General features: G+C 66.9%; 24 protein-coding genes. 13 read left to right on the top strand and 11 right to left on the bottom strand.

Going from position 1 to position 20,665, the window contains the following annotated elements:
- The first annotated feature begins 42 nt into the window (after positions 1 to 42).
- Genes DK26_RS11720 through DK26_RS11730 form a run of 3 tightly spaced genes read left to right on the top strand, consistent with a single transcriptional unit; the run spans position 43 to position 3,101 of the window.
- Complete coding sequence (locus DK26_RS11720; RefSeq protein WP_066472109.1) at positions 43 to 546, top strand: TRAP transporter small permease; 504 nt, start codon at positions 43 to 45, stop codon at positions 544 to 546.
- Positions 543 to 1,829 carry a TRAP transporter large permease gene (locus DK26_RS11725; RefSeq protein ID WP_066472112.1) on the top strand — a complete coding sequence of 429 codons (1,287 nt, stop codon included), beginning with the start codon at positions 543 to 545 and terminating at the stop codon, positions 1,827 to 1,829. The genes DK26_RS11720 and DK26_RS11725 overlap by 4 nt, the downstream gene beginning before the upstream one ends.
- Before the next feature lie 27 nt (positions 1,830 to 1,856).
- The gene (locus tag DK26_RS11730) at positions 1,857 to 3,101 is read left to right on the top strand and encodes a Zn-dependent hydrolase (RefSeq protein WP_066472114.1); all 1,245 of its coding nucleotides are present in this window, start codon (positions 1,857 to 1,859) and stop codon (positions 3,099 to 3,101) included.
- A gap of 75 nt (positions 3,102 to 3,176) precedes the next feature.
- On the opposite strand, the gene DK26_RS11735 is transcribed toward DK26_RS11730, so the two are convergent.
- The 8 genes from DK26_RS11735 to DK26_RS11770 form a co-directional block, all read right to left on the bottom strand.
- On the bottom strand, positions 3,177 to 3,572 hold the full coding sequence (locus DK26_RS11735; protein ID WP_066472117.1) for a RidA family protein: 396 nt from the start codon (positions 3,570 to 3,572) through the stop codon (positions 3,177 to 3,179).
- 37 nt (positions 3,573 to 3,609) lie between these two features.
- Positions 3,610 to 4,605: a LysR family transcriptional regulator gene (locus DK26_RS11740; RefSeq protein WP_066472118.1), complete on the bottom strand. Its 996-nt coding sequence runs from the start codon at positions 4,603 to 4,605 to the stop codon at positions 3,610 to 3,612.
- 107 nt (positions 4,606 to 4,712) lie between these two features.
- Entirely contained in the window at positions 4,713 to 5,546 is an 834-nt protein-coding gene (locus DK26_RS11745; RefSeq protein WP_066472120.1) for an inositol monophosphatase family protein, read from the bottom strand.
- A 39-nt stretch (positions 5,547 to 5,585) separates the two neighbouring features.
- Positions 5,586 to 6,428, bottom strand: coding sequence for an endonuclease/exonuclease/phosphatase family protein (locus DK26_RS11750; protein WP_066472123.1), 843 nt, complete (start codon positions 6,426 to 6,428; stop codon positions 5,586 to 5,588).
- Between the two features lie 16 nt (positions 6,429 to 6,444).
- Entirely contained in the window at positions 6,445 to 7,320 is an 876-nt protein-coding gene (locus DK26_RS11755; RefSeq protein ID WP_157089621.1) for a carbohydrate ABC transporter permease, read from the bottom strand.
- Complete coding sequence (locus tag DK26_RS11760) at positions 7,317 to 8,195, bottom strand: sugar ABC transporter permease (protein WP_066472126.1); 879 nt, start codon at positions 8,193 to 8,195, stop codon at positions 7,317 to 7,319. Before DK26_RS11760 ends, DK26_RS11755 begins: the two co-directional genes overlap by 4 nt.
- A gap of 19 nt (positions 8,196 to 8,214) precedes the next feature.
- Positions 8,215 to 9,507, bottom strand: coding sequence for an ABC transporter substrate-binding protein (locus tag DK26_RS11765; protein ID WP_066472129.1), 1,293 nt, complete (start codon positions 9,505 to 9,507; stop codon positions 8,215 to 8,217).
- 48 nt (positions 9,508 to 9,555) lie between these two features.
- Positions 9,556 to 10,593, bottom strand: a complete 1,038-nt coding sequence (locus tag DK26_RS11770; protein WP_066472131.1) for an ABC transporter ATP-binding protein — start codon at positions 10,591 to 10,593, stop codon at positions 9,556 to 9,558.
- Between the two features lie 267 nt (positions 10,594 to 10,860).
- On the opposite strand from DK26_RS11770, the gene DK26_RS11775 reads away from it, so the two are divergent.
- From DK26_RS11775 to DK26_RS11790, 4 genes are all read left to right on the top strand, one after another.
- A complete protein-coding gene (locus tag DK26_RS11775; RefSeq protein ID WP_083533152.1) occupies positions 10,861 to 11,988 on the top strand; it encodes an ABC transporter ATP-binding protein in 1,128 nt (375 codons plus the stop codon).
- A gap of 14 nt (positions 11,989 to 12,002) precedes the next feature.
- Positions 12,003 to 13,133: an extracellular solute-binding protein gene (locus DK26_RS11780; protein WP_066472134.1), complete on the top strand. Its 1,131-nt coding sequence runs from the start codon at positions 12,003 to 12,005 to the stop codon at positions 13,131 to 13,133.
- Between the two features lie 61 nt (positions 13,134 to 13,194).
- Positions 13,195 to 14,028: a sugar ABC transporter permease gene (locus DK26_RS11785; RefSeq protein ID WP_066472644.1), complete on the top strand. Its 834-nt coding sequence runs from the start codon at positions 13,195 to 13,197 to the stop codon at positions 14,026 to 14,028.
- Positions 14,028 to 14,840 (top strand): ABC transporter permease subunit, encoded by an 813-nt coding sequence (locus DK26_RS11790; protein WP_066472647.1) that lies wholly within the window; start codon positions 14,028 to 14,030, stop codon positions 14,838 to 14,840. The genes DK26_RS11785 and DK26_RS11790 overlap by 1 nt, the downstream gene beginning before the upstream one ends.
- Before the next feature lie 11 nt (positions 14,841 to 14,851).
- On the opposite strand, the gene DK26_RS11795 is transcribed toward DK26_RS11790, so the two are convergent.
- Together DK26_RS11795 and DK26_RS11800 are read right to left on the bottom strand one after the other, a co-directional pair.
- Positions 14,852 to 15,505 carry a hypothetical protein gene (locus tag DK26_RS11795; RefSeq protein ID WP_066472136.1) on the bottom strand — a complete coding sequence of 218 codons (654 nt, stop codon included), beginning with the start codon at positions 15,503 to 15,505 and terminating at the stop codon, positions 14,852 to 14,854.
- Between the two features lie 69 nt (positions 15,506 to 15,574).
- Positions 15,575 to 15,886, bottom strand: a complete 312-nt coding sequence (locus DK26_RS11800) for a hypothetical protein (protein WP_066472138.1) — start codon at positions 15,884 to 15,886, stop codon at positions 15,575 to 15,577.
- A 124-nt stretch (positions 15,887 to 16,010) separates the two neighbouring features.
- Between DK26_RS11800 and DK26_RS29845 the strand changes: the two genes are divergently transcribed.
- The 6 genes from DK26_RS29845 to DK26_RS11830 all read left to right on the top strand — a co-directional run bounded on the left by DK26_RS29845 (position 16,011) and on the right by DK26_RS11830 (position 19,126).
- Complete coding sequence (locus tag DK26_RS29845; protein ID WP_157089622.1) at positions 16,011 to 16,274, top strand: hypothetical protein; 264 nt, start codon at positions 16,011 to 16,013, stop codon at positions 16,272 to 16,274.
- 145 nt (positions 16,275 to 16,419) lie between these two features.
- A complete protein-coding gene (locus DK26_RS11810; RefSeq protein WP_066472141.1) occupies positions 16,420 to 16,749 on the top strand; it encodes a hypothetical protein in 330 nt (109 codons plus the stop codon).
- A complete protein-coding gene (locus DK26_RS11815; RefSeq protein ID WP_066472144.1) occupies positions 16,742 to 17,659 on the top strand; it encodes a hypothetical protein in 918 nt (305 codons plus the stop codon). The genes DK26_RS11810 and DK26_RS11815 overlap by 8 nt, the downstream gene beginning before the upstream one ends.
- A gap of 29 nt (positions 17,660 to 17,688) precedes the next feature.
- Complete coding sequence (locus tag DK26_RS11820) at positions 17,689 to 18,081, top strand: ankyrin repeat domain-containing protein (RefSeq protein WP_066472146.1); 393 nt, start codon at positions 17,689 to 17,691, stop codon at positions 18,079 to 18,081.
- Between the two features lie 134 nt (positions 18,082 to 18,215).
- Positions 18,216 to 18,623, top strand: coding sequence for a PAAR domain-containing protein (locus DK26_RS28510; RefSeq protein WP_248309951.1), 408 nt, complete (start codon positions 18,216 to 18,218; stop codon positions 18,621 to 18,623).
- Entirely contained in the window at positions 18,620 to 19,126 is a 507-nt protein-coding gene (locus tag DK26_RS11830; protein ID WP_066472147.1) for a DUF4123 domain-containing protein, read from the top strand. Before DK26_RS28510 ends, DK26_RS11830 begins: the two co-directional genes overlap by 4 nt.
- Before the next feature lie 84 nt (positions 19,127 to 19,210).
- On the opposite strand, the gene DK26_RS11835 is transcribed toward DK26_RS11830, so the two are convergent.
- Positions 19,211 to 20,599: a M20 family metallopeptidase gene (locus tag DK26_RS11835; RefSeq protein ID WP_066472149.1), complete on the bottom strand. Its 1,389-nt coding sequence runs from the start codon at positions 20,597 to 20,599 to the stop codon at positions 19,211 to 19,213.
- Between the last annotated feature and the right edge of the window lie 66 nt (positions 20,600 to 20,665).

A 20,665-nucleotide genomic window follows, 5' to 3' on the forward strand; every position in this document is an offset into this window, starting at 1 on the left:
CTCGCCTTCCGGCGATCCCAATCCCGCCGAGGAGAGGCTCTCATGACCCCCGACTCATCGCCTGCCGCGCCAAAAGGCGTGCTCGCCCGTGGCGTCGACATCGTCGACCGGCTGACGCTGGGCGTCTCCTCCATCGGCGTCGCGCTGTTCAGCGCCGTCGTGGTCTATGTCGCCCTGGGGCGCTATCTTCTGGGCACGACGCCGTACTGGTCCGAGGAGCTGCCACGCAGCCTCTTGGTCTGGAGCGTCTTCATCGGCCTCGTACCGGCGACGGTGCGCGCCAGCCATCTCAATGCCGGCCTGCTGCCACTGCTGGTGCGCAATGAGCGCCTGCGGGGCAAGCTGGAGACCGTCGCCCGGCTGCTGACCGCGCTGTTCTTCGCCATCCTCGCCTATACCGGCTGGCAGCTCACCGAAGCCGGCCTCGACAGCCTGACGACCGCGCTGCAGCTCCCCAACGCCGTCGTCTATGCGGCGCTGCCGATCGGGGCCGGTCTCTCGGCCATCGTCATCCTCCTGCCCCTCTTCAAGGAGCGCGCCCCGTGACGCTCGGACTTGCCCTGCTGCTCGCCAGCTTCACCGTGCTGGTGGCGCTGGACGCCCCGATCGCGGTCGCGCTCGGCCTCGCCTCGGTCGTCTACCTCCTGGTCTCGGACCTCGCGCCGATGATCGTCGTGGCGCAGCGCGTCCTCGCCGGCATCGACTCCTTCACACTGCTCGCGATCCCGCTCTTCCTGCTCGCCGGCCTGCTGCTGCTCCATGGCGACCTGACGCCGCGCATCATCCGGCTCTGCAGCGCCATCGTCGGGCGCGCCCGCGGCGGCCTCGCCATCGTCATGGTGATGGGCTGCATGCTGTTCGGCGCGCTCTCGGGCTCCGGCGTCGCCGACGTCGTGGCGATCGGCACGATGATGCTGCCGGCAATGAAGGAGCGGGGCTACGACACCGGTTTCTCCTGCTCGCTGCTCGGCTGCGCCGGCTCGCTCGGCACGGTGATCCCGCCCAGCATCGTGCTGATCGTCTACGGCACCGCCACCAACACCTCGATCGGCGCGCTCTTCGTCGCCGCCATCGTCCCCGGCATCCTGACGGGTCTCGGCCTGATGGTCGTCGCCTACATCATCGCGCGCCGGAACGACTGGCGCGGCGGCGAGGCCTTCAACTGGCGCGAACTCTGGCTGGCACTGAAGGATTCCTCGCTCGCTTTGCTCGGCCCGGTGATCATCATTGGCGGCATCCGCGGCGGCATCTTCACGGCGACGGAAGCGGCCGGCATCGGCGTGCTCTATGCGCTGATCGTAGGCGGCCTGATCTACCGCAAGCTCACCTTCCCGCTGATCTGGAACCTGGTGAAGCAGACGGCGGAAAGCTCGGCCTCGATCCTGTTCGTCATCGCCTGCGCCAGCATCTTCGGCTGGATCCTGGCGGCCGAGCAGGTGCCGCAGCTGATCGTCAACGCGATTTCCTCGGCGACGAGCAGCGCCACCGTCGCGCTCCTCTTGATGATGGGCGTGCTGCTGATCCTCGGCACCTTCATGGAGACCATCGCGATCATTCTGATCCTGGCGCCGGTCTTCGTGCCGATCCTGCGCGCCTATCAGATCGATCCGGTGTTCTTCGGCGTGCTGCTGACGGTGAACCTCGCGATCGGCGCGAACACCCCGCCGCTCGGCATCGATCTTATGGCGGCCTGCCGGGTCGGCGGCATCCCGATGTCGGCCTCGTTCCGCTACCTGCTGCCGTTCATCGGCTCGATGGTGGCGGTGCTGCTGCTGATGGTGCTGTTCCCCGGCATCGTGCTCGGCCCGGCGCGCCTGTTCGGCCACTGAAAATATCCAGATAGTCAGGAGAGTGTGATGGCACTGCCAGCGTCTGCGCGCGTCGATATCGAGCGCTATTGGGCGACCCTCGAGCGTTCGGCTGAGATCGGCCGCGGCCGGCCGGGCGGCCTCTCGCGTCTTGCGCTCGGCGATGCCGACAAGCAGATGCGCGACGAGTTCGTCGGCTGGTGCCGCGAGGCCGGGCTCACCGTCCGCATCGACGGCATGGGCAACATCTTCGCGCGTCGCCCGGGCCTCGACGACAGCCTGCCGCCGGTGGTGATGGGCAGCCATCTCGACACGCAGGTGAATGGCGGGCGCTTCGACGGCATCGCCGGCGTGCTCGGCGGGCTCGAAGTCTGCCGCGCGCTCGACGCGCTCGGCCACCGCACCCGCCGGCCGCTCGAAGTGGTTAACTGGACCAATGAGGAAGGCAGCCGCTTCTCGCCTCCCATGGTCGGTTCCGGCTGCTTCGTCGGCGCCTATGGGCTCGACTGGGCACGCGAGCGCCGCGACGATGACGGCAAGTCGATCGGCGAGGAGCTGGCCCGGATCGGCTATCTCGGCGAGATGGAGGAGAAGCCGCACGCCTTCGACGCCTATTTCGAGTTCCATATCGAGCAGGGTTACTATCTCGACCGCGACGGCATGCAGGTCGGCGTCGTCACCGGGGGCTATCCGAGCACCGGCATGCTGGTCGAGTTCCGCGGCGAGACCGCCCATACGGGCCCCTGGCCGATGGAGCGGCGCAAGAACGCGCTGATCGCCGGGGCGCGCCTGCTGGTCGCCGTCGACGAACTCGGCTGGGAATATGCCGGCAGCGGCGGAAAGGCGACGGCGGCACGGCTGATCGCCTGGCCGAACAAGCCGGGCATCCTCTCCGACTGGGCCCAGACCGTCTGCGATGTCCGCCATTCCGACCCGGAAACCGCGCAGGTGATGGCCGAGCGCATGCGCCGCGCCGTCGGCGAGGCGGCGGCCCGTGCCGGCTGCAGCGCCGAGATCCTCGACGTCTGGAACTGGGGCGGCGCGATCTTCGCGCCGGAGCTGATCGAGCAGGTCCGCAGCGCCTCGCACGCCATGGACTACCGGACGCAGGACATCCTCAGCCAGGCCGGGCACGACGCCTATTTCGTCGCGCGCCATGCCCCGACGACGATGATCTTTGCGCCCTGCAAGGGCGGCATCACCCACAACAACGAGGAAAACTGCGACCGGGACGATCTCGAGCCCGGCCTCAACGTGCTGCTCCAGTCGGTCGTCGCCCGCGCCGACCGCTAAGGCAACTGCAACTCATGAAAAAGGGCTCGCCGGGCATTCCCTGGCGAGCCCCTTTTCTTTGTGGCGCGAGGCGCCTCAGCCGATCGTGGCGATGCACTCGATCTCGATGTCGAAGGGCAGGGTCCAGGGCTTGATGGCGAGGCTGGTCCTCGCCGGGAAGCCGTCGGCGAAGCGGGTCCGGTAGACGGCGTTGACGCCGGCCATCAGAGCGGGGTCGGTGACGTAGACGGTCGCCTTCACGACGGCGTCGAGCGAGGAGCCGCCATGGCGCAGCGCGACGTCGAGCGCGTCGAGCGCAGCGCGGGTCTGGGTCTCGATATCGCCGGTGACGATCTCGCCGGTGACCAGATCGACCGGCGGCATGCCGCAGGTGAAGAGCAGGCCGCCGGCGCGGGCCAGCGCCGAGGTCGGGGCGCCGAGCCGGCGGATCGCCTCCGAGATGACGGGGACTTCGATGATTTCTCTTTTCATGGCAGGCGCAGCCTTCTCGATCTGGTTCCCGCGAAGGCTAGAGGGCTTTGCGCGGGGCGTCAGATAGATATTGGCTATCCGAAGCAGAGTCCGGGTTGTCGCCCGCCGGCTCGGCCGTCAGCAATTCGGCCTCGAAGACGCGCTGGAACGCCGCTTCCGCAGCGCTCAGTTCCATCGCCGGGTTGGTGATGAAGTAGAGATCGGCGCCAAGATTCTCGTCCGGCAAGGAAAGGTCCCAGAGCGTGCCGGCATCGAGCGCGTCCTGGACGGAGGCGACGGGCAGGATGCCGATGCCCATGCCGGCCGCGATCATCCGCGCGACCTCCTCGAGATTGGGGCTGGAGCCGACGATGCGGCTGCCGAGGCCGACGCCCTGGCGCAGCGAGACCATCGGTTCGAGGGCCCCGTCCTGGCCGCAGGCGAGCGCGATGAAGGGCTCGTCCTTCATGTCGGCGAGCGGGATGTCCTTCAGCCCGTAGAGCGGGTGGTCGCGTCCGCACAGGATGCCGAATTCCTCGCGCAGCAGCAGCCGGCAGGTCAGCCCGGCCAGTGGATTCGGCAAGAGGCAGATGCCGAACGGGCTCAGCTTCTGTGAGACGGCGCGGACGATGTCCTGGCTGGTCGCGACGTCGATGCGGACATTGACCGAGGGGTGCTGGCGGTTCAGCAGGGTCAGCGAACGGTCGAGCACCGGCATCACGACATGGGTGACGACCAGGATGCGGACGAGGCCGGTGAGCTCGTCATGCTCCTCCGACAGCTTGTCGCCGATCCGGGCGACGCTGCGGTAGATGTCGACGCATTCCTTGTAGAGCAGCTCGCCGCGCTTGGTCAGCACGAAGCGGCGGCTGTCGCGCTGGATCAGTTGGCTGCCCAGCGTCTCCTCCAACCGCTGCAGGGCGGCGCTGACCGAGGGCTGCCGGACCAGCAGGCGGTCTGCCGCCTTGGTGATGGAACGCTCCTCCACGATCACCAGGAAGGTGTGGAGCAGGTTCCAGTTCAGGTGGTGCAGCTTGGGGCGTGTCGCATTCAACGGGGCTCTCCCGAGCCTCGCTGCGAGGCTCAACGGCGGGTCGGCCTCATATCGCTCCCGATGCCCGGAGGTGGCAACGGCTTTCTCGGGGGAGCTGCTCTTGCGCCTCAGGCGAAGGACGGCGCCAGGATCGCCCGGGTGCGCAGCCAGCTCTCGCGATCGGGCGCGCAGAGCAGGCCGAGCGTCGGGTTCGCCGGGCGATAGGGCTCGCCGTCGAGCATGCGGACATGGCCGCCGGCCTCGGCATAGATCAGCGAGCCCGGCGCGTGGTCCCAGGGGCTGAGCCGGCCATAGAGCAGGAAATGCCCGTTTCCGGCGGCGGCCAGCCGGTACTCATGGCCGCAGCAGCGCAGCGAGGAGACATTGCCGAAGGCCGGCAGACGCCCCGGAATCTCGCTCCGCAGCGGTTCGGGGAAATACTGCCAGCTGACCATGCCGGTCATTTCGGCAGGGGCGGCGGCCGGCGCCACCTTCAGATCGCGGCTCTTGCCGTCCTCGCGGGCGAGCCAGGCGCCTTCGCCGCGCAACGCCATGGCGCTGTCGGCGACGATCGGGTCATGTATCACTGCCGCGACGACCTCGCCCTTGACCAGCGCTGCCGCCATCACCGCGAAGAGCGGCAGGTCGGAGGCGTAGTTGAGCGTGCCGTCGATCGGATCGATGACGAAGGCGAGCTCGGCATCCGCCAGACTCTCGAGCAGAGCCGGATTGGCAGCGACGCCTTCCTCACCGATCAGGGCGGCACCCGGAAAGGCGCGAGCGAGCTCGGCGCTGATGAAGCGCTCCGCCGCCTCGTCGGCCTCGGTGACGAGGTCGGTCGCCGAGCGTTTCTCGCGGATCTCGCCCTCGGCGAGGTTGCGGAAGCGCGGCATCACCTCGCGGCGGCCGGCCTCGGCGAGGATGCGCGCGAGCGTCTCATGGTCCTGGCGTGAGAAGATCATCGTGGTCCGGTCGTGGAGGGCGCGGTTCGATTGCGGCGTTCAGCCGAGGTCGAACTCGACGAGGATGGGCTGGTGGTCGGAGATCTTGGTCTCGACATCGCAGATGACGGTGCGCGCGCGGGCCGCGAGATCGGGCGTCGCCAGCACGTAGTCGAGGCAGCCGGGCTGGCCATAGGTCTGGTCGAAGAGATTGGCGGTCGGCGGGTGCGGCGCCTCGCCCATCACCGAGGGCCAGAGATCGACGAGCGGCGGCTCGCCGCCCGCGAAGGGCGCCATCAGCCTTGCCAGCACCGGATCGTCGGGCCGCATGTTGAAGTCGCCGGTGAGCACCGCGCTCGGCGAGCTCGGCGTCATCCTGTAGGTGTGCGGCCCGGCGGAACGGGGCTTCGCGTGACGCGCAAGTGCCATGCGATGGGCCTCGCGGATACCCTCGACCTGCGCGGCGCGCAGCTCGGAGGCGGAGTATTCGAGATGCGTCGTCATCAGCCTGACCGGCCCCATCGGCGTCAGCGCCATGGCCTCGATCATCATGCGCGGCATGTTGCGGGTTTCGGCCGCTTCCCAGGGCAGGAGATGGCGCAGAATCTGCGCGACCGGATAGCGCGTCAGCAGCATGTTGCCGAAGCGCCGGCGGCCGCCCTTGCCGTCATCGACATCGACGCCGATGCCCTCGATCGCGGTGAAGCCGGGCAGCAACTCGGCGAAGCGCGCGAACTGGTTCGTCTCGTCGTTGAAGTCGAGCTCGGGGAAGTTGTCGGCGACTTCCTGCAGGCAGAGCACGTCGAAATCGGCCATCTGCCGGGCATGGGCGACGACGCGCGCCGGATCGACGCGGTTGTCCATGCCGCGGGCCCACTGAATGTTCCAGGTGATCAGTTTCATTGGATTAGCCGTCTCGTCACTTGATGCCAGCGCGCATGAAGCTCTGCACGAACTGGCGCTGGAACAGCAGGAAGCCGACCAGCAGCGGCGCCGAGGTCATCAGCGTCGCCGCGCAGATCACCGCCCAGTCGATGCCCTGGTCGGTCGAGGAGAAGACCTGCAGGCCGACGGTTAGCGGGCGTGCCTCGACCGAGTTCGTCACCAGCAGCGGCCAGAGGAAGTTGTTCCAGTGATAGCTGACCGAGACCAGTCCGTAGGCGATGTAGGTCGGCTTGGCGAGCGGCACATAGACCTTCATCAGCACCTGCAGCGGGCTCGCCCCCTCGACGCGGGCGGCGTCGTCGAGCTCCTTGGGCACCGTCTTGAAGGTCTGGCGCAGCAGGAAGATGCCGAAGGCCGAGGCGATATAGGGCAGGGCTATGGCCGTGATGGTGTCGACCAGTCCGAACTTCGCCATGGTGCGGTAGTTCTCGACGATCAGCGCGTCCGGCATGATCATCAGCTGGGCGAGGATCAGCGCGAAGGCGACGTCCCGCCCCCAGAAATCCTGGCGCGCCAGCGCATAGGCCGCGAGCGTGCCGAGCACGAGCTGGCAGGCGAGGATCAGCGTCACCAGCACGAAGGTGTTGAGGAAGTAGCGGGCGAAGGGCGCGGCGGCCCAGGCGCGGGAGAAATTCTCGAGCGTCAGCGGCGCGGTCAGCTCGAAGCGCGTGGTGAACTCGCTGGGGTGGAAAGCCGCCCAGACCGCATAGGCCAAGGGCAGCACCCAGATCAGCGCGAGCAGGATGGCGCCGAAGGATTCCAGCGTCAGCGAAAGGCCCGTGGGTGCGTAAGGGTCGGTGCGGGTGATGCTGCCGGCGGGCAGCTTTGCGGGCTTGGCGGCGGCGCTCATCGATAATGCGTCCTGCGTTCGAGCCAGCCGTACTGGATGAAAGCTATCAGGGCGAGCAGGGCGAGCAGCACGCAGGTCAGCGCTGCCGCATAGGCCGTGTCCCAGAAGCTGAAACCGACCTGGTAGATGTAGTAGAGCAGCAGCGTCGTCGCATTGTCCGGGCCGCCGCGCGTCATCACGAAGAGATGGTCGACCATGCGGAAGGCGTTGATCATCGCATTGATCAGCACGAACAGCGTCGTCGGCATCAGCAGCGGGAATTGGATCCGCCGGAAATAGGTCCAGCGCGAGGCGCCCTCGATCGCCGCCGCCTCGCCGAGGCTGGGCGGGATCGTCTGCAGCGCCGCCAGGTAGAAGATCATGAAGAAGCCGGCTTCCTTCCAGACCGCGACGATGGTGACGGCGTAGAGCGCGGTGTCCTGCGAGCCGAGCCAGTTGGTCGGCCTGCCGCCGAAGAAGGCGACGATCTGCTCGAGCAGCCCGTATTGCGGCGTGAAGAAGAACAGCCAGATATTGGCGACCGCGATCATCGGCAGCACGGTCGGCGTGAAATAGGCCATGCGGACCCAGGTGCGCGCCAGGATGCGGTCGTTGACCCAGACCGCCATCAGCAGGGCAAGGGCGATCGAGGTCGGGACCGTGCCGAGCGCGAACCAGAGGTTATTGGTCATCGCCTTCCAGAAGATCGGGTCGGCGAGCATCTGCTGGTAGTTGTCGAGGCCAATGAACCGCGCGGGCCTGCGCCCGCGCGGTGTCGAGTAGAAGGAATCGATGAAGCTCGCGACAGCGGGCCAGTGCGTGAAGAGGGCGAGGCACGCCATGGCCGGCAGCAGCAGCAGCCAGCCATGGAGGGTCGCGGTCGCGCGGGTGTTCATCGTCCGCTTCGTCGTCCGGTCAGCGATAGGGCTTGAGGATGCGCTCGGCCTCGGCCTGCGCGTCCTCCATCGCCTTCTGCGGCGCCTTGGTGCCGGTCAGCGCTGCCTGCAGGCCATCGTTGAGGGCCTTGGTGACACGCTGGTTCTCATGGGTCGAGAGCTCGGCGACGGCGTGCGGAAGCTGGTCGCGGGCGACCAGGGCGGCCGGGAAGTCGGCGGCGTATTTCTTCATCGCCGCAGTCTCGTAGGAATCCGGCCGCACCGCGACATAGCCGGTGTCGATGCTCCATTGTGCGGCGCGCTCGGGCGTGGTGATCCAGCGCACGAACTTGAAGGCGGCTTCCTGCTCGGCCTTCGAGGCCTTCTTCGAGATGTAGAAATTGCCGCCGCCCGTCGGGCTGCCGAGCCGCTTGCCCGCGGGCAGCAGGCCGACGCCGAAGGGGAACTTGGCGTTGGTCCTGACATTGGTCAGGTTGCCGGTGGTCGTCCACATCATCGCGACCTTGCGCTCGAAGAAGTCGCGCGGCGTGGTGCCCCATTCGACGATGCCGGGGGGGTGAACCTTGTGCTTCTGCGCGAGGTCGACCCAGTACTGCAGCGCCTCGACCACGGCCGGGTTGGCATAGTCGGTCTTGTCGCCGGCCGGGTTGGCGAGGATCGAGCCGGCCTGCGTCGAGAGGCCCTGGAACAGCCAGTAGGGGAAGCCGGAGGAGGGGATCTGGATGCCCCACTGCGTAACGTTGCCGGCGGCGTCGCGCTTGGTCAGCTTCTGCGCGAAGGCGAGCTGCTCGGCCCAGGTCTTGGGCGGGGTCTCGGGATCGAGCCCGGCTTCCTTGAACAGCTCCTTGTTCCAGTAGAGGACCACGGTGGAACGCTGGAAGGGGATTCCCCAGGTCTTGCCGCCGGTCTGGCTGTTCTCCATGAAGCCGGGGAAGAAGCTGGCGAGCCACTTCTTGTCCTCGTCGGTCTTCACGAACTCGTCGAAGGGGACGATGGCGTCCTCGTCGATCAGCGTGAACATGTCGGTCGAGAGCAGCACGGAGAGCACCGGCGGGGTGCCGCTCTTGTGGGCCGTCAGCGCCTTGACGATCGTTTCCTGATAGGTGCCCGCATAGATCGGGTTGACCTTGAGCGAGGCGTTCTCGCCGGCGAAGCCGCTGGCATAGGCATCGATCAGCTTGGTGATCGGGCCGCCGACGGCGACGGGGTAGAAGAACGAGATCTCCGCGGCCTGCTGCGCGCGCGCCAGCGCCGGCATCGCCACCGAACCTGCCAGCGCCATCGCGCCGGTCATGAATTCACGTCTGTCCATGTCCTGAACTCCCTTTTCTCGTGCGATCGCCCGGCTTCTACGGCCGGCTCACCCCGGTACCACTCTTTGCTCGGTCGACTGGTCGAACCAGTGCAGCAGCGATTGTGACAGCTTGATGTAGACCTTGTCGCCGGCCATGGCCCGGACCTTGCCGGGACGCCGCACGATGAAGGGATGGCCGTCGATGCGTGCCTCGATCAGCGTGTCGGCGCCGAGATATTCCACGGCGACGACGTCGGCCCCGATACCACTCTCGGCGAGCTCGCTCACTTCGGGGCGGACACCGACACTGAGCTTGGCGGGATCGAGTCCGGGCGGCGGCGCGATGTCGCCGCCGCCGGAGCGGAGCGCCTGCAGTGGCACGACGTTCATCGGCGGCGTGCCGACGAAGCGCGCGACGAAGATGCTGGCAGGGTTCTCGTAGAGCTCGTCCGGCGGGGCGTCCTGCTCGATGCGGCCGTTGCGCATCAGGACGACCTGGTCGGCCATGGTCATCGCCTCGACCTGGTCATGGGTGACATAGACCATGGTCATGCCGAGCTTCTGCTGGAGCTCGCGGATCTCGCGGCGCATTTCGACGCGCAGCTGGGCGTCGAGATTGGAGAGCGGCTCGTCCATCAGGCAAACCGGGGCCCGCGCCACGATGGCGCGGCCGAGCGCGACGCGCTGCTGCTGGCCGCCCGAGAGCTGCGAGGGCTTGCGGTCGAGCAGCGCGCCGAGGCCGAGGATCTCGGCGGCACGGGTGAGGCGTTCGTCGCGCTCGGCGCGCGGCAGCTTGCGGACCCTGAGCCCGAACAGGATGTTCTCGGCAACCGAGAGGTGCGGGAACAGCGCGTAGTTCTGGAAGACCATGGCAATGCCGCGCCCGGAGGGCGGCGCCTGGGTAACGTCCTTGCCGCCGATGGCGATCACGCCCGAGCTGGCGTCCTCCAGCCCGGCGATCAGGCGCAGCGTCGTCGACTTGCCGCAGCCGGAGGGGCCGAGCAGCGCGACGAGCTTCCCCTGCCCGACGGTGAAGGTCACCCGGTCGACGGCGGCGGTCCCGCCCCAGTTCTTGGAAACGGCCTTGAGCTCGACTGATACCATGCGCTGACCGGCTCTTCCTGAAGACGTTGCCTCTACCCAGCCGAATCCGCGGCTTCCTGCGCATCTTCCCCCGGCGAGCGAGAGAATGCTGGTATTTTGCCGGCGCACAAGAGCCTGTCCACAGGGGTTTTGCGTGATGAGGCTGGCTCGTCAGGGCGGCCGACGGCCTTCACAAAGCTGTTGCACGGCGATGCAAGTGTCCGCTACGCTTATTCCAAGCGATGAGGGAAATGGATCATACGTTCCATTTTCTTGGAATAAGGTCGCATGGGGAGAAGACGTTTGCAGGCCGAACGGCAACAGAGCTTGCGCTCGGGCGAGGCGATCAGCGTGCGCGGTCTGCACGTTGGCTACGGCAACACGCGCGTCCTTCACGGCATCGATCTCGATTTCTCTCCCGGAAGTTTCACCGCGCTGCTCGGCTCGTCGGGCTGCGGCAAGACCACGCTCTTGCGCTCGCTGAGCGGCTTTGTGCCGGTGCAGTCCGGCTCGATCATCGTCGGCGGGCGCGATGTCGCCGGCCTGCCGCCGGAGAAGCGCGGCATGGCGATGGTATTCCAGTCCTATGCGCTCTGGCCGCACATGACCGTGCTGCAGAACATCGGCTACGGGCTGAAGCTGCGCGGCGTGCCGAAGGCCGAGATCGCCGCCAAGGTCGCCTCGATGCTCGCCTTCCTCGGCCTCTCCGGCTACGAGAGCCGCAAGGTCACGGCACTTTCTGGCGGCCAGCGCCAGCGCGTCGCGCTCGGCCGGGCGCTCGCCATCGATCCCGGCATCCTCCTGCTCGACGAGCCGCTCTCCAATCTCGACGCCAAGATCCGCATGACCATGCGGCACGAGATCAGGGCGATCCAGCAGCGCCTCGGCGTGACCGCCGTCCATGTCACGCATGACCGCGAGGAGGCGATGACCATGGCCGACCGGCTGGTCATCATGGAGGCCGGCCGGATCGCCCAGGTCGGCACGCCGGAAGAGGTCTATGACCGCCCGGCCAGCGCCTTCGTCGCCAATTTCATGGGGGCGGAGAACATCCTGCCGCTGCGCGTCGAGCACGCTGCGGGCGGCGCCTCGCTTTTCGCCGGCGATGCCACAGCCGAGCTGCCGCCGGCCCTGCGAGACGCCCTGCCTGCCGGCCGGGCAACGGCCTATTTCCGCGACGATGTCGCGCGCCTCGACGCGGCGGAGACGCCGTCGGCGGGGGATCTGGTGATGACGGGCCGCGTCGCGGCCCGTGCCTACCCGGGTGGGGTCTATCGCTATCGCGTCAAGACCGACGATTGCGAGGTCACGGTCGACGACGCCACCCGTCACGAACTCGGAGCGAAGGTCGGGCTGCGCATTCCCGTGCAGCGCCTTCACATCTTCCCGGTATCCGAGGCCGGGCTTGCTGCCTGACAGGGGTTGATCACATGCGCACGCTCACGATTGCCTGTTCGATCGCAGCGCTGATGGCGGCAACGCCGCTCTCGGCGCAGACACTCAACGTCGCCACTGCGGGCGACCAGAACATGGTCGACTATGTGAAGGACTATCTCGGGCCGATGTTCGAGAAGGCCCATCCCGGGGTGAAGGTCGTCTCGGTCGGCACCGGGCCGGGCGATTCCGGCTCGCAGAAGATCTACGAGAAGCTCGACGCCCAGAAGGGCTCGGCCGCCACGGATTTCGACGTCGTCGTCATCCACCAGAAGGCCGCCGGCACGATGGTCAAGGAAGGGCTCCTCGCCAAGTACACCGACGGGGTCGACACCGCGAAGCTGGTCTCCAGCGAGGCGGCGAAGAACTCGCTCGGCTCCGACGTCTCCGGCTACGTCCTGCCGATGTTCCAGTCGCAGACGGCGCTGGCCTACAATGCCGATCTCCTGAAGACGCCGCCGAACAGCTTCGCTGAGCTGAAGGACTGGGTGAGCAAGAACCCGAAGCAGTTCGGCTACAACGGCATCAAGGGCGGCATGTCCGGCGTCGCCTTCGTCACGGGCTGGGTCTACGCCTTCGGCGGCGATGCCGACAAACTGGTCAAGGGGCCGTATGACCCGGCGGTGAAGGCGGGCTGGGAAGGCGCGCTCGCCGATCTCAAGACCTTCAACAAGAACGCGGTCATCACGCCCGGCAATGCCGGCACCCTCGACATGCTGAACCGCGGCGAGATCGCCATGGGGCCGGTTTGGGTCGACATGTTCTATTCTTGGCAGGCCGACGGCAAGCTGCCGCCGAACATGAAGCTGAAGCTGGCCGCGCCCGGCATGCCGGGCCAGCCCATGTACTACGCCGTGCCGGAGAAGACCGCCCATCGCAAGCTGGCCGAGGCGTTCATCGCGCTCGCCACCAGCCCGCAGGTCCAGGCCGACGGCATCGTCAAGCGCTTCAACTGGTATCCTGGCATCGACGCCAAGAACCTCGAGGGCAAGCTTGACCAGGCCGCCTGGAACAAGCTCTTCACCGACATCACCCCGGCCGATCTCAGCGCCAAGGCGAAGCCCTTCCCGATCGCGCCCTACTTCAACGACATTCTCGAAAGCTACGAGAAGAAGGTCGCGAACTGAGCCGTCCCCTCAATCGCGGCCCGGCTCCCGCCGGGCCGCATTTTTCCCGATGGCGCCCAACATGCTGTCTCAACGCCAACTGGCGCTGATCCTGATCGCTCCCGGCCTATTCCTCGTCGCGGCGCTGTTTCTCTATCCGCTCGGCTTCTCGCTGGTCTCGGCCTTCACCCGGTCGGACGGTTCGCTGACGCTGGAATGGTTTGCCAAGGCCTTCGAGCTCTATTCGGGCGACATCCTCTTCACCATCATCATCGTGGTGACCTCCTGCGTGCTGACCGGGCTCGCCGCCATCGCGATCGCGGGCACGCTGACGCTCGGCGAGAACCGCTGGGTCGTCGGCACGCTGCGGGCACTCTATCGCTGGCCGCTGTTCATCCCGTTCATCGTCGCGGCGCAGTGCATGCGCACCTTCCTCGCCAAGAACGGGCTGATGAACAACACCTTCGTCTCGCTCGGCCTGATGGACCCGCTGAGCGCAACGAGCTTCCTCGACTGGCGCGGCATCATCGCCACTTTCGTCTGGAAGCAGACGCCCTTCGTCGCCCTGCTGCTCGCCGGTGCGCTCGCCTCGATCGACCGGGCGACGCTGGAAGCAGGCCGCAATCTCGGCGCCTCGCGCCCGCGCGTGCTCTTCGAGCTCGCTTTGCCACAGGTGATGCCGACACTGCTGGTCGCGCTCGTCCTGTCCTTCGTGACGATGCTCTCTGTGCTTTCAGTGCCGATGATGGTCGCCGGCTCGCAGCCGACCATGCTGACCGTCGACATGGCCTTCAGGATCAACGCCTATGGCGACTACGCGACAGCCAATGCGCTCGGCGTCATCACCTATCTGATCAGCGCCGGCGCCGCGATCCTCTACCTGAAACGCGGGTTGGCCAAGGAGGGCGCGCCATGATGCGGCTCGCCTCCGCTGCCAGGGCGACCTTCGCCGCGGCCGTCCTCACCGCCTTCGCCTTCGTGCTGATCGGCCCGCTCGCCAATCTGGCGCTATGGTCGGTGGCCGAGCGCTGGTACACGCCCTACAAGCTGCCGGTGACCTATGGCACGCGCTATTGGGAGCAGGTCTTCCGGCCGACCGGCGACGCCATGGCCTCGCTCGGCACCAGCGTCTGGATCGCGGTGCTGACGGTCATCGTCGCACTCGCCTTGTCGATTCCCGCCGGCTACGCGCTGGCGCGGCTGAAGCTGCCGATGCGGGCGGCCTTCATGGTGCTCTTCCTGCTGCCGCAGGCCTTTCCCTCGGTCGCGATCTACATCAACGTCGCAAGAGTCTTCTACCAGCTCGGCATCAACGGCACGGTGCTGGGCGTGGTGCTGGTGCATGCCGCGCACGGGCTGGTCTATTCGGTCTGGATCGCGGCAGCGGCCTTCGCGGCGGTCGACAAGGACCTCGAACTCGCCGCGCGCAATATCGGGGCCTCGCCGCTGCGCACCTTCTTCACGGTGACGCTGCCACTGGCGATGCCGGGCATCATCGCCAGCGGCATCTTCGTCTTCCTGGAATCGCTCGACGAGTTCACCGGCACCTTCTTCGTCGGCGTGCCGCAGGTCACCACCCTGCCGCTCCTGCTCTACAACGCGGCGATGGGTGGCAATTATCAGGTTGCCTCGATCACGGCGCTGATCCTGCTCGTACCCTCGGTGCTGTTCATGCTGTTCATCGAGCGCTTCCTGCGCGCCGACGTGCTGGCCAAGGTCGGGGCCTGAGGCCGGCGCCGCTAATCCGTCCAGGACAGCAGAACCTCGCCGACGACCGGCTTCACCGCCCTGATGTCGGCATCGCCCGATGAAAACTCGCTGTCGCCCGATACGCGATCGAGCGCCGCGCCGTCGGCGCCCGGCGTGTCATGAAAACGCAGGAGGAGCCGGCAGCCGCCGCCCGCCTTGGCCAGCTTCCCGCCACGCCAATCGGTCGCGGTGCCAGCATAGTCCCAGCCGAAGCCGAGAATGGTGAAGGGGCCGCCATTGGCCCTTTCGACCGCCGCTAGCGGCGTGCCGATCGCGATGCGCGAGCCGTCCGGGCCCTCGACCGACTGGCTCGAGTCCTCGCGGACATAAATCGTCGCCGGGCGGCGACGCTTTGCGCCGTCCCGCCAGACCAGCTCGATGCGCCGCTTGCCATCGCCGGGGAAGATGATGGCGCCCGGCTGCTTTTCGCCTTCGCCGACCTCGATCCGAGCCCGCCGGACATTGTCCTTGCCGAAGGCCCGGATCAGCGTCGCTTCGTCCGCGTTGCGGGCGAAGGGGCCGATACAGGCGATGGGCGCGATGGGCTGCGCAGCGGCCGGCGTCATGACCAAGGGCAGTGCCGGCGCTGCGAGGATGGCCGGGCACAGCCAGCGGCGACGGCTCGGGTGGATCGCGAAGCTCATCCGTCAGCTTAGCCCGCATGACGCAGGGGAAGCCAGAGCTTGGCGAGCCGGATCGTGGTGTCCTGTGTGTCAGACCCTAGGCGGCGATGAGCCACGGTCGAAGACCGGTGTCGCCTCGGTCGGCCCAGCCGGGTCCTGACCGGTCGGAATGTCCTCGGCGGCATGCCTTGCGGCTTCCTCCTGCTCGGTCAGGCCGTCGATCGTGTCGTTGGCGTCGCTGCCGGCATCATGGACATTGGTCTCGTCGCTGACCCGCCGGCGGTCGCGGCCCGCAAGATCGGGATCGGGGCGGACCGAGGCATCTTCCGGGCGGACTGCATCGTTCCCGATGCGCTCGTCGAGCAGCGCCGGATTCTCGCGCGGCTTGGGGCTGTCTGACATGGCGGCTCTCCCTGGCTGGCCTGTTGCCGAACCAAGCAACGAGCCGCGGCATTGTTCCGCGGGGCCGAGCTTGCTCCGAACTTTCGCGGGGGCGCCGCGTTGCGTCAGGCAAAGGGAGTACGAGATGACGATGTTTCATCAGGCCGCAGGCGAGCCCGGCGGCGATCCGATGCCGCCAATGCCGCCGCCCGAATTGCCACCGCTGAAGCCGGGCGAGGTGCCGCCGGCACCGCCGATCGAGACGCCGCCGGATGCGGAGCCAATCGGTATTCCGACAGACCCGCCGCCGGAGCTACCGCCCAACGCGCCGCCGGAAAGACCGCCGGCGACACCGATCGACTTGCCGCCGGCGCGCGATCCACGCCAGCCGCAGGAGCGTGGTCGATAGCGGAACAGCCTTCGTCTCTCCAGCCGGTGGAATGGTAATCGCAGTCTAGGAAGCGCTACGAACTCTACGTCATCAATGGCTTGATGGCGCATCATGACCTTACTAAGATACACGTCATGGGCGCTTTTCGGAGGCCGCGACTGTGTTGATCGTCTCGAGCGATCAGGTCTCCGCGTTGCGGCAGCTGGTGCGGCAGCAACAGGCGCAACAGTTCATCGCCTGGATCGTGCAGCATGCAAGCCTGATCGGCACGATGCCGGAGGAGGTTGCGCTGCAGGCCTTGGCTGCGGCCCGGAGTGAAGCGGACGCGGCGGGAATCGACACCCAATCGCGCCTCTTCGCTTACGCGCTCGCCAAGGCGTTGATGCCGGAGATGACGGGACCGCAATATCTGCTCGCGCTCGATGCGGTCTTCGACGGACCGACGGATCTGGCTCGCACGCTGCTCGCGATCAAAGCCCGCCCGAATGGATGACTCGCCGGTCGCCCAATGCATGTCGCAGGCGATGGAATGCCAACAGGCGAGGGAAAAACTCGCGGAACTCCAGCGCTTCCTCAAGGACTTCGAGGTTGCCGATGCTGCCTACGGCGACCCCCCGCCTGAGAAGATATTTCACAAGGATGGAAGCGTCAGCACACGGGTGGACAATCTGGAGGACGTAGGGCTCGAGTCGAGCGACCTGACGATCACTGGAACGAATTTTCAGGCTGTCGTCTACAAGCAAGGGGAGCCGCCGCAATACACTGTTGGCTTTCAGGGTACTGAGGAATGGCTGGGCGCCGACATGATCGCCAATGCCGAGCAGGCTTTGAACATCAGATCTGACGGGATGCCGACTGACTACTACGCTCGCGCTCAGCATATCGCCAACAAAATGGAGATCATGCGTCGGGTATCCGGAGCCGCGCCGCCGACTTTCGTCGGTCACTCGCTTGGCGGCGGCCTTGCCAGCGCCGCGGCGGCAGCGAGTGGGAGCCCCGCCACCACATTCAATGCAGCCGGCCTCCACTCGGAAACCGTTAGCAACCGTATGGAAGGGGGGGCTCCGGTCTCGGCGGTGCGGATCAAGGGAGAGATGCTCACCTCGGTGCAGTCCACCATCCCGGGGCTGCCCGAGGCCCATGGCACTCCGCATCTTCTCGATCCACCCTCCGGGATCGGCAAGGCGTTGCTCCTCGCCGCTGGCGCGCTGCTCGGCGGCGTAGTTCCGGCGATCGGCGTGCTGGGAGGGCTGCTCGGTGCCATGGCCATTCGTTCGGGTGTTTTGCATACTTGCCCGGTCATCCGGGAAAGCCTGGATCGAGCGATCCAAGATGCGCGCACCAACGTGGCGAAGTTGTGCGGGGGAGGGGCGGGCGAGCCAAGCATGGCTCCGCTTCTATGACGGCTGTACCCTGTGTATGAGCGAGAAGCATGATCACACCCCGCCCCGGTTCCACGCCGCTTGCGCAAGCCGTTGTCAACCGCGATCTTGCGCTGGTCGAGAAACTGCTTGCCGTGGGCGCCCCGCCCGACAGCGCAGACGAACGCGGGCAGAGCGCTTTGACGCTGGCCACCGCTACCGACCAGTACCGCATGGCCAATCTTCTCGTCGCACACGGTGCGAACATCTGGTTCGCCGACCGGCTTGGCTTCACACCCGCGATCTTCGCGCAATACAGCCGGTTGCGCCCGGACAGCGAAGAAGGCCGGGCGCTTCGACAGTTCATTTCCTTGCTTCAGAAGGCGGGGTATCCTTGGCCGCCTGCGACACCGCCAGAGGTCAAAGCGCTTCGCGAGGCCGGGCGCTGGCCGCCGGTTAGGTGATACGAGGCCGGAGACACGACTTCATCCGACCCGTCGCGTCGTCCGGTACAAGATCTCGTCGAATTGGCCTTGTTCGAACCACTCGGAACTGAAGGGGTTTGATCGAAATGCCCCCCGCAGCGCGCGTGACCGATATGCACACTTGTCCGATGGTGACAGGCGTGGTGCCGCATGTCGGCGGTCCCATCCTGCCGCCTTGCGCGCCGACCGTGCTGATCGGCGGACTTCCTGCGGCGCGCGTCAGCGATATGGCGACCTGTGCCGGTCCGCCAGACGTCATCGTGAAGGGCTCGGCGAGCGTCATCATCTGCGGCATGCCGGCGGCGCGCATCGGAGACATGACGGCTCATGGCGGGGTGATCGTCACCGGCCAGTTGAACGTCATCATCGGTGATCTGGGCGGAGGCGGCGCAGGCGGCGGGGCGAGTGACCTGTCGGCGGCGCTGTCGAGCGGCCCGGGCTTTCAGGCAGCCAAGGCCCAGGCTGACGCGCTGATCGCCGCAGCGCAGGCCGGAAAGCCGTTCTGCGAGCGCTGCCGGTGAACGATACGCAAGCAGCGGAACCGATCTATGCCGTCGTCGATACGGCTCAAAATCCCAGACTGTATGGATTGGTGCAGAGCTGTTCGCAGGCCATGTGCCTGTTCTTCGGCAACGTCGCCGAGCCGCTGAATCGGGCGGCCCCCTATCTGGTGAGGATCGATCGGCAGGAGCCGCTCTACAAGGCGTGGGTTGAGGAGGGCTCGGATCGGAACTGGGGCATTTTTATCCGCTCCGGCCTACCAATCGAACAGCTTGCCAGGCGCTTGCGGCATTTTCTCCAGGCGCGCCTGCCCGATGGAATGATCGTGCAGTTCCGCTTCTACGACCCGCGCGTCTTCAATGCCTTCATCGTCACCTGCTCGGCGGATGAGCTGTCGGCGTGGTTCTCCGGAGTCGCAGCTTATATCGTGCAGCGACAGGGCGAGCCCGGCTATTTCGACTACGGATTGCATGGTGGCGGCCTGCACGATGCCGGTAGGCCGCTTCAGAGGCTGCCCGGCTGACGTGTTGCTCGCGACCAGCTTCTCGAAAGAGCGAGAAGGGGCTGCCGAGCAGGCCGTTGGCCATGCCCGGCAGCTCAACTCGGCTCAGAGCGCCGGCGTGTTGCCGTCGCCGAGATCCCAATAGAGACCGGCCATCATGCCGAGCGCTTCGCGGGCGATCGCGACCGGCAGGTGCTCGTCGGGAGCGTGCTGCGAGCAGCCCGGATAGGAATGCGGCACCCAGATCGTGCGCAGGCCGAGGATTTCCGAGAAGATGTCGTTCGGCAGCGAGCCGCCGAGATTGGGCAGCAGCGCCGGCTTCTTGTTGGTCGTCCTGGCGATCGAGGCGAGTGCCCAATGCACCCAGGCGTCCTCGGGGTCGAGGCGGGTCGCGTTGAAGATCTCGTCGCGGGCGAGCGTGACCTCGACCATGTCGAGGCCCTGGCGCTTCAGATGGCGACGCAGCGCCGGCAGCACCTCGTTCGGGTCGATGCCGACGACGAAGCGCAGCTGGCAGCGGGCCCAGGCGCTCGGCGGCACGGCGTTGACCGGGGTCTCCGGCACGCCCGACTTCATCGCCAGCACGTCGAAGGAGCACCAGCCGAAGACCTGCTCGGCCGGCGACAGGCCGGGCTCGCCCCAGTTCGGATCGATGGTCGGGCCGTCGGGGCCGCCATCGACCTCGCAATCGGCGAGCGCCTTGCGAACCGGCTCCGGCAGCTCCTTCGGAACCCATTCATGGATGCGGATCTGGCCGGTCGGGCCGGCGATCGAGGCGATGGCATGGGCGAGCTGGATCGCCGGGTCGGAGAGGATGCCGCCCCAGTTGCCGGAATGGTGGCCGCCGTCGCGGGCATTGATCGAAAGATCGAAGGTGACGCCGCCGCGCGAGCCGAGGAAGACGGTCGGCCGCTCGGCGTTGAGGCGCGGCCCGTCGGAGCCGATCAGCACGTCCGACTTGAACAGCTCCTTCTGCTCGGTGCAGAGCTCGCGCAGGCCGGGCGAGCCGCATTCCTCGCCCATCTCGATCAGATACTTGGCGTTGAAGCCGAGCTTGCCGCGGGTCTCGAGCACCGCCCGCAGGGCATTGATGTTGATGACGTGCTGGCCCTTGTTGTCGACCACGCCGCGACCGTACCAGCGGTCGCCGCGCTCGGTGAGAGTCCAAGGTGACAACCCCTCGCTCCACTGAGCATCGAGGCCGCGGATCACGTCGCCATGGCCGTAGCCGAAGATCGTCGGCAAGGACGGGTCTTCGATGCGCTCGGCGAAGAGGAAGGGCCCCTTGGCGCGCGGATGGGTCAGCGTCTTGCAGGTGAAGCCGAGGCCTTCGAGCAGCGGGCGCATCTCGTTTTCGAGATAGTCGCTGAGCACCGGGGCGCGCTCGGGATTCTGGCTCTCCGTCGGCATGGCGATGAGGCGCGAGAGGTCGCGCTTGAGGCTGCCGGAATCGAAGTAGTCCTGGGCGTGCGCGACGGCCTGGGCGCGGGTCATGGAAACGTCTCCTCGCTGGGAATTCTAACTTGTCCCGGCCTCATCCTGAAAAGCCGCGCAGCGGCC

The organism is Allobosea sp. WAO (genome assembly GCF_001509835.1).
Taxonomy (GTDB): domain Bacteria; phylum Pseudomonadota; class Alphaproteobacteria; order Rhizobiales; family Beijerinckiaceae; genus Allobosea.

Coding starts and splice junctions, on each gene's coding strand:
- DK26_RS11795 (WP_066472136.1), bottom strand. CDS start 15,505: ATGAGCTTCGCGATCCACCCGAGCCGTCGCCGCTGGCTGTGCCCGGCC.
- DK26_RS11750 (WP_066472123.1), bottom strand. CDS start 6,428: ATGAAACTGATCACCTGGAACATTCAGTGGGCCCGCGGCATGGACAAC.
- DK26_RS28510 (WP_248309951.1), top strand. CDS start 18,216: ATGCACACTTGTCCGATGGTGACAGGCGTGGTGCCGCATGTCGGCGGT.
- DK26_RS11800 (WP_066472138.1), bottom strand. CDS start 15,886: ATGTCAGACAGCCCCAAGCCGCGCGAGAATCCGGCGCTGCTCGACGAG.
- DK26_RS11765 (WP_066472129.1), bottom strand. CDS start 9,507: ATGGACAGACGTGAATTCATGACCGGCGCGATGGCGCTGGCAGGTTCG.
- DK26_RS11775 (WP_083533152.1), top strand. CDS start 10,861: ATGGGGAGAAGACGTTTGCAGGCCGAACGGCAACAGAGCTTGCGCTCG.
- DK26_RS11730 (WP_066472114.1), top strand. CDS start 1,857: ATGGCACTGCCAGCGTCTGCGCGCGTCGATATCGAGCGCTATTGGGCG.
- DK26_RS11770 (WP_066472131.1), bottom strand. CDS start 10,593: ATGGTATCAGTCGAGCTCAAGGCCGTTTCCAAGAACTGGGGCGGGACC.
- DK26_RS11720 (WP_066472109.1), top strand. CDS start 43: ATGACCCCCGACTCATCGCCTGCCGCGCCAAAAGGCGTGCTCGCCCGT.
- DK26_RS11790 (WP_066472647.1), top strand. CDS start 14,028: ATGCGGCTCGCCTCCGCTGCCAGGGCGACCTTCGCCGCGGCCGTCCTC.
- DK26_RS11815 (WP_066472144.1), top strand. CDS start 16,742: ATGGATGACTCGCCGGTCGCCCAATGCATGTCGCAGGCGATGGAATGC.
- DK26_RS11735 (WP_066472117.1), bottom strand. CDS start 3,572: ATGAAAAGAGAAATCATCGAAGTCCCCGTCATCTCGGAGGCGATCCGC.
- DK26_RS11755 (WP_157089621.1), bottom strand. CDS start 7,320: ATGAGCGCCGCCGCCAAGCCCGCAAAGCTGCCCGCCGGCAGCATCACC.
- DK26_RS11785 (WP_066472644.1), top strand. CDS start 13,195: ATGCTGTCTCAACGCCAACTGGCGCTGATCCTGATCGCTCCCGGCCTA.
- DK26_RS11835 (WP_066472149.1), bottom strand. CDS start 20,599: ATGACCCGCGCCCAGGCCGTCGCGCACGCCCAGGACTACTTCGATTCC.
- DK26_RS11780 (WP_066472134.1), top strand. CDS start 12,003: ATGCGCACGCTCACGATTGCCTGTTCGATCGCAGCGCTGATGGCGGCA.
- DK26_RS11745 (WP_066472120.1), bottom strand. CDS start 5,546: ATGATCTTCTCACGCCAGGACCATGAGACGCTCGCGCGCATCCTCGCC.
- DK26_RS11820 (WP_066472146.1), top strand. CDS start 17,689: ATGATCACACCCCGCCCCGGTTCCACGCCGCTTGCGCAAGCCGTTGTC.
- DK26_RS29845 (WP_157089622.1), top strand. CDS start 16,011: ATGACGATGTTTCATCAGGCCGCAGGCGAGCCCGGCGGCGATCCGATG.
- DK26_RS11760 (WP_066472126.1), bottom strand. CDS start 8,195: ATGAACACCCGCGCGACCGCGACCCTCCATGGCTGGCTGCTGCTGCTG.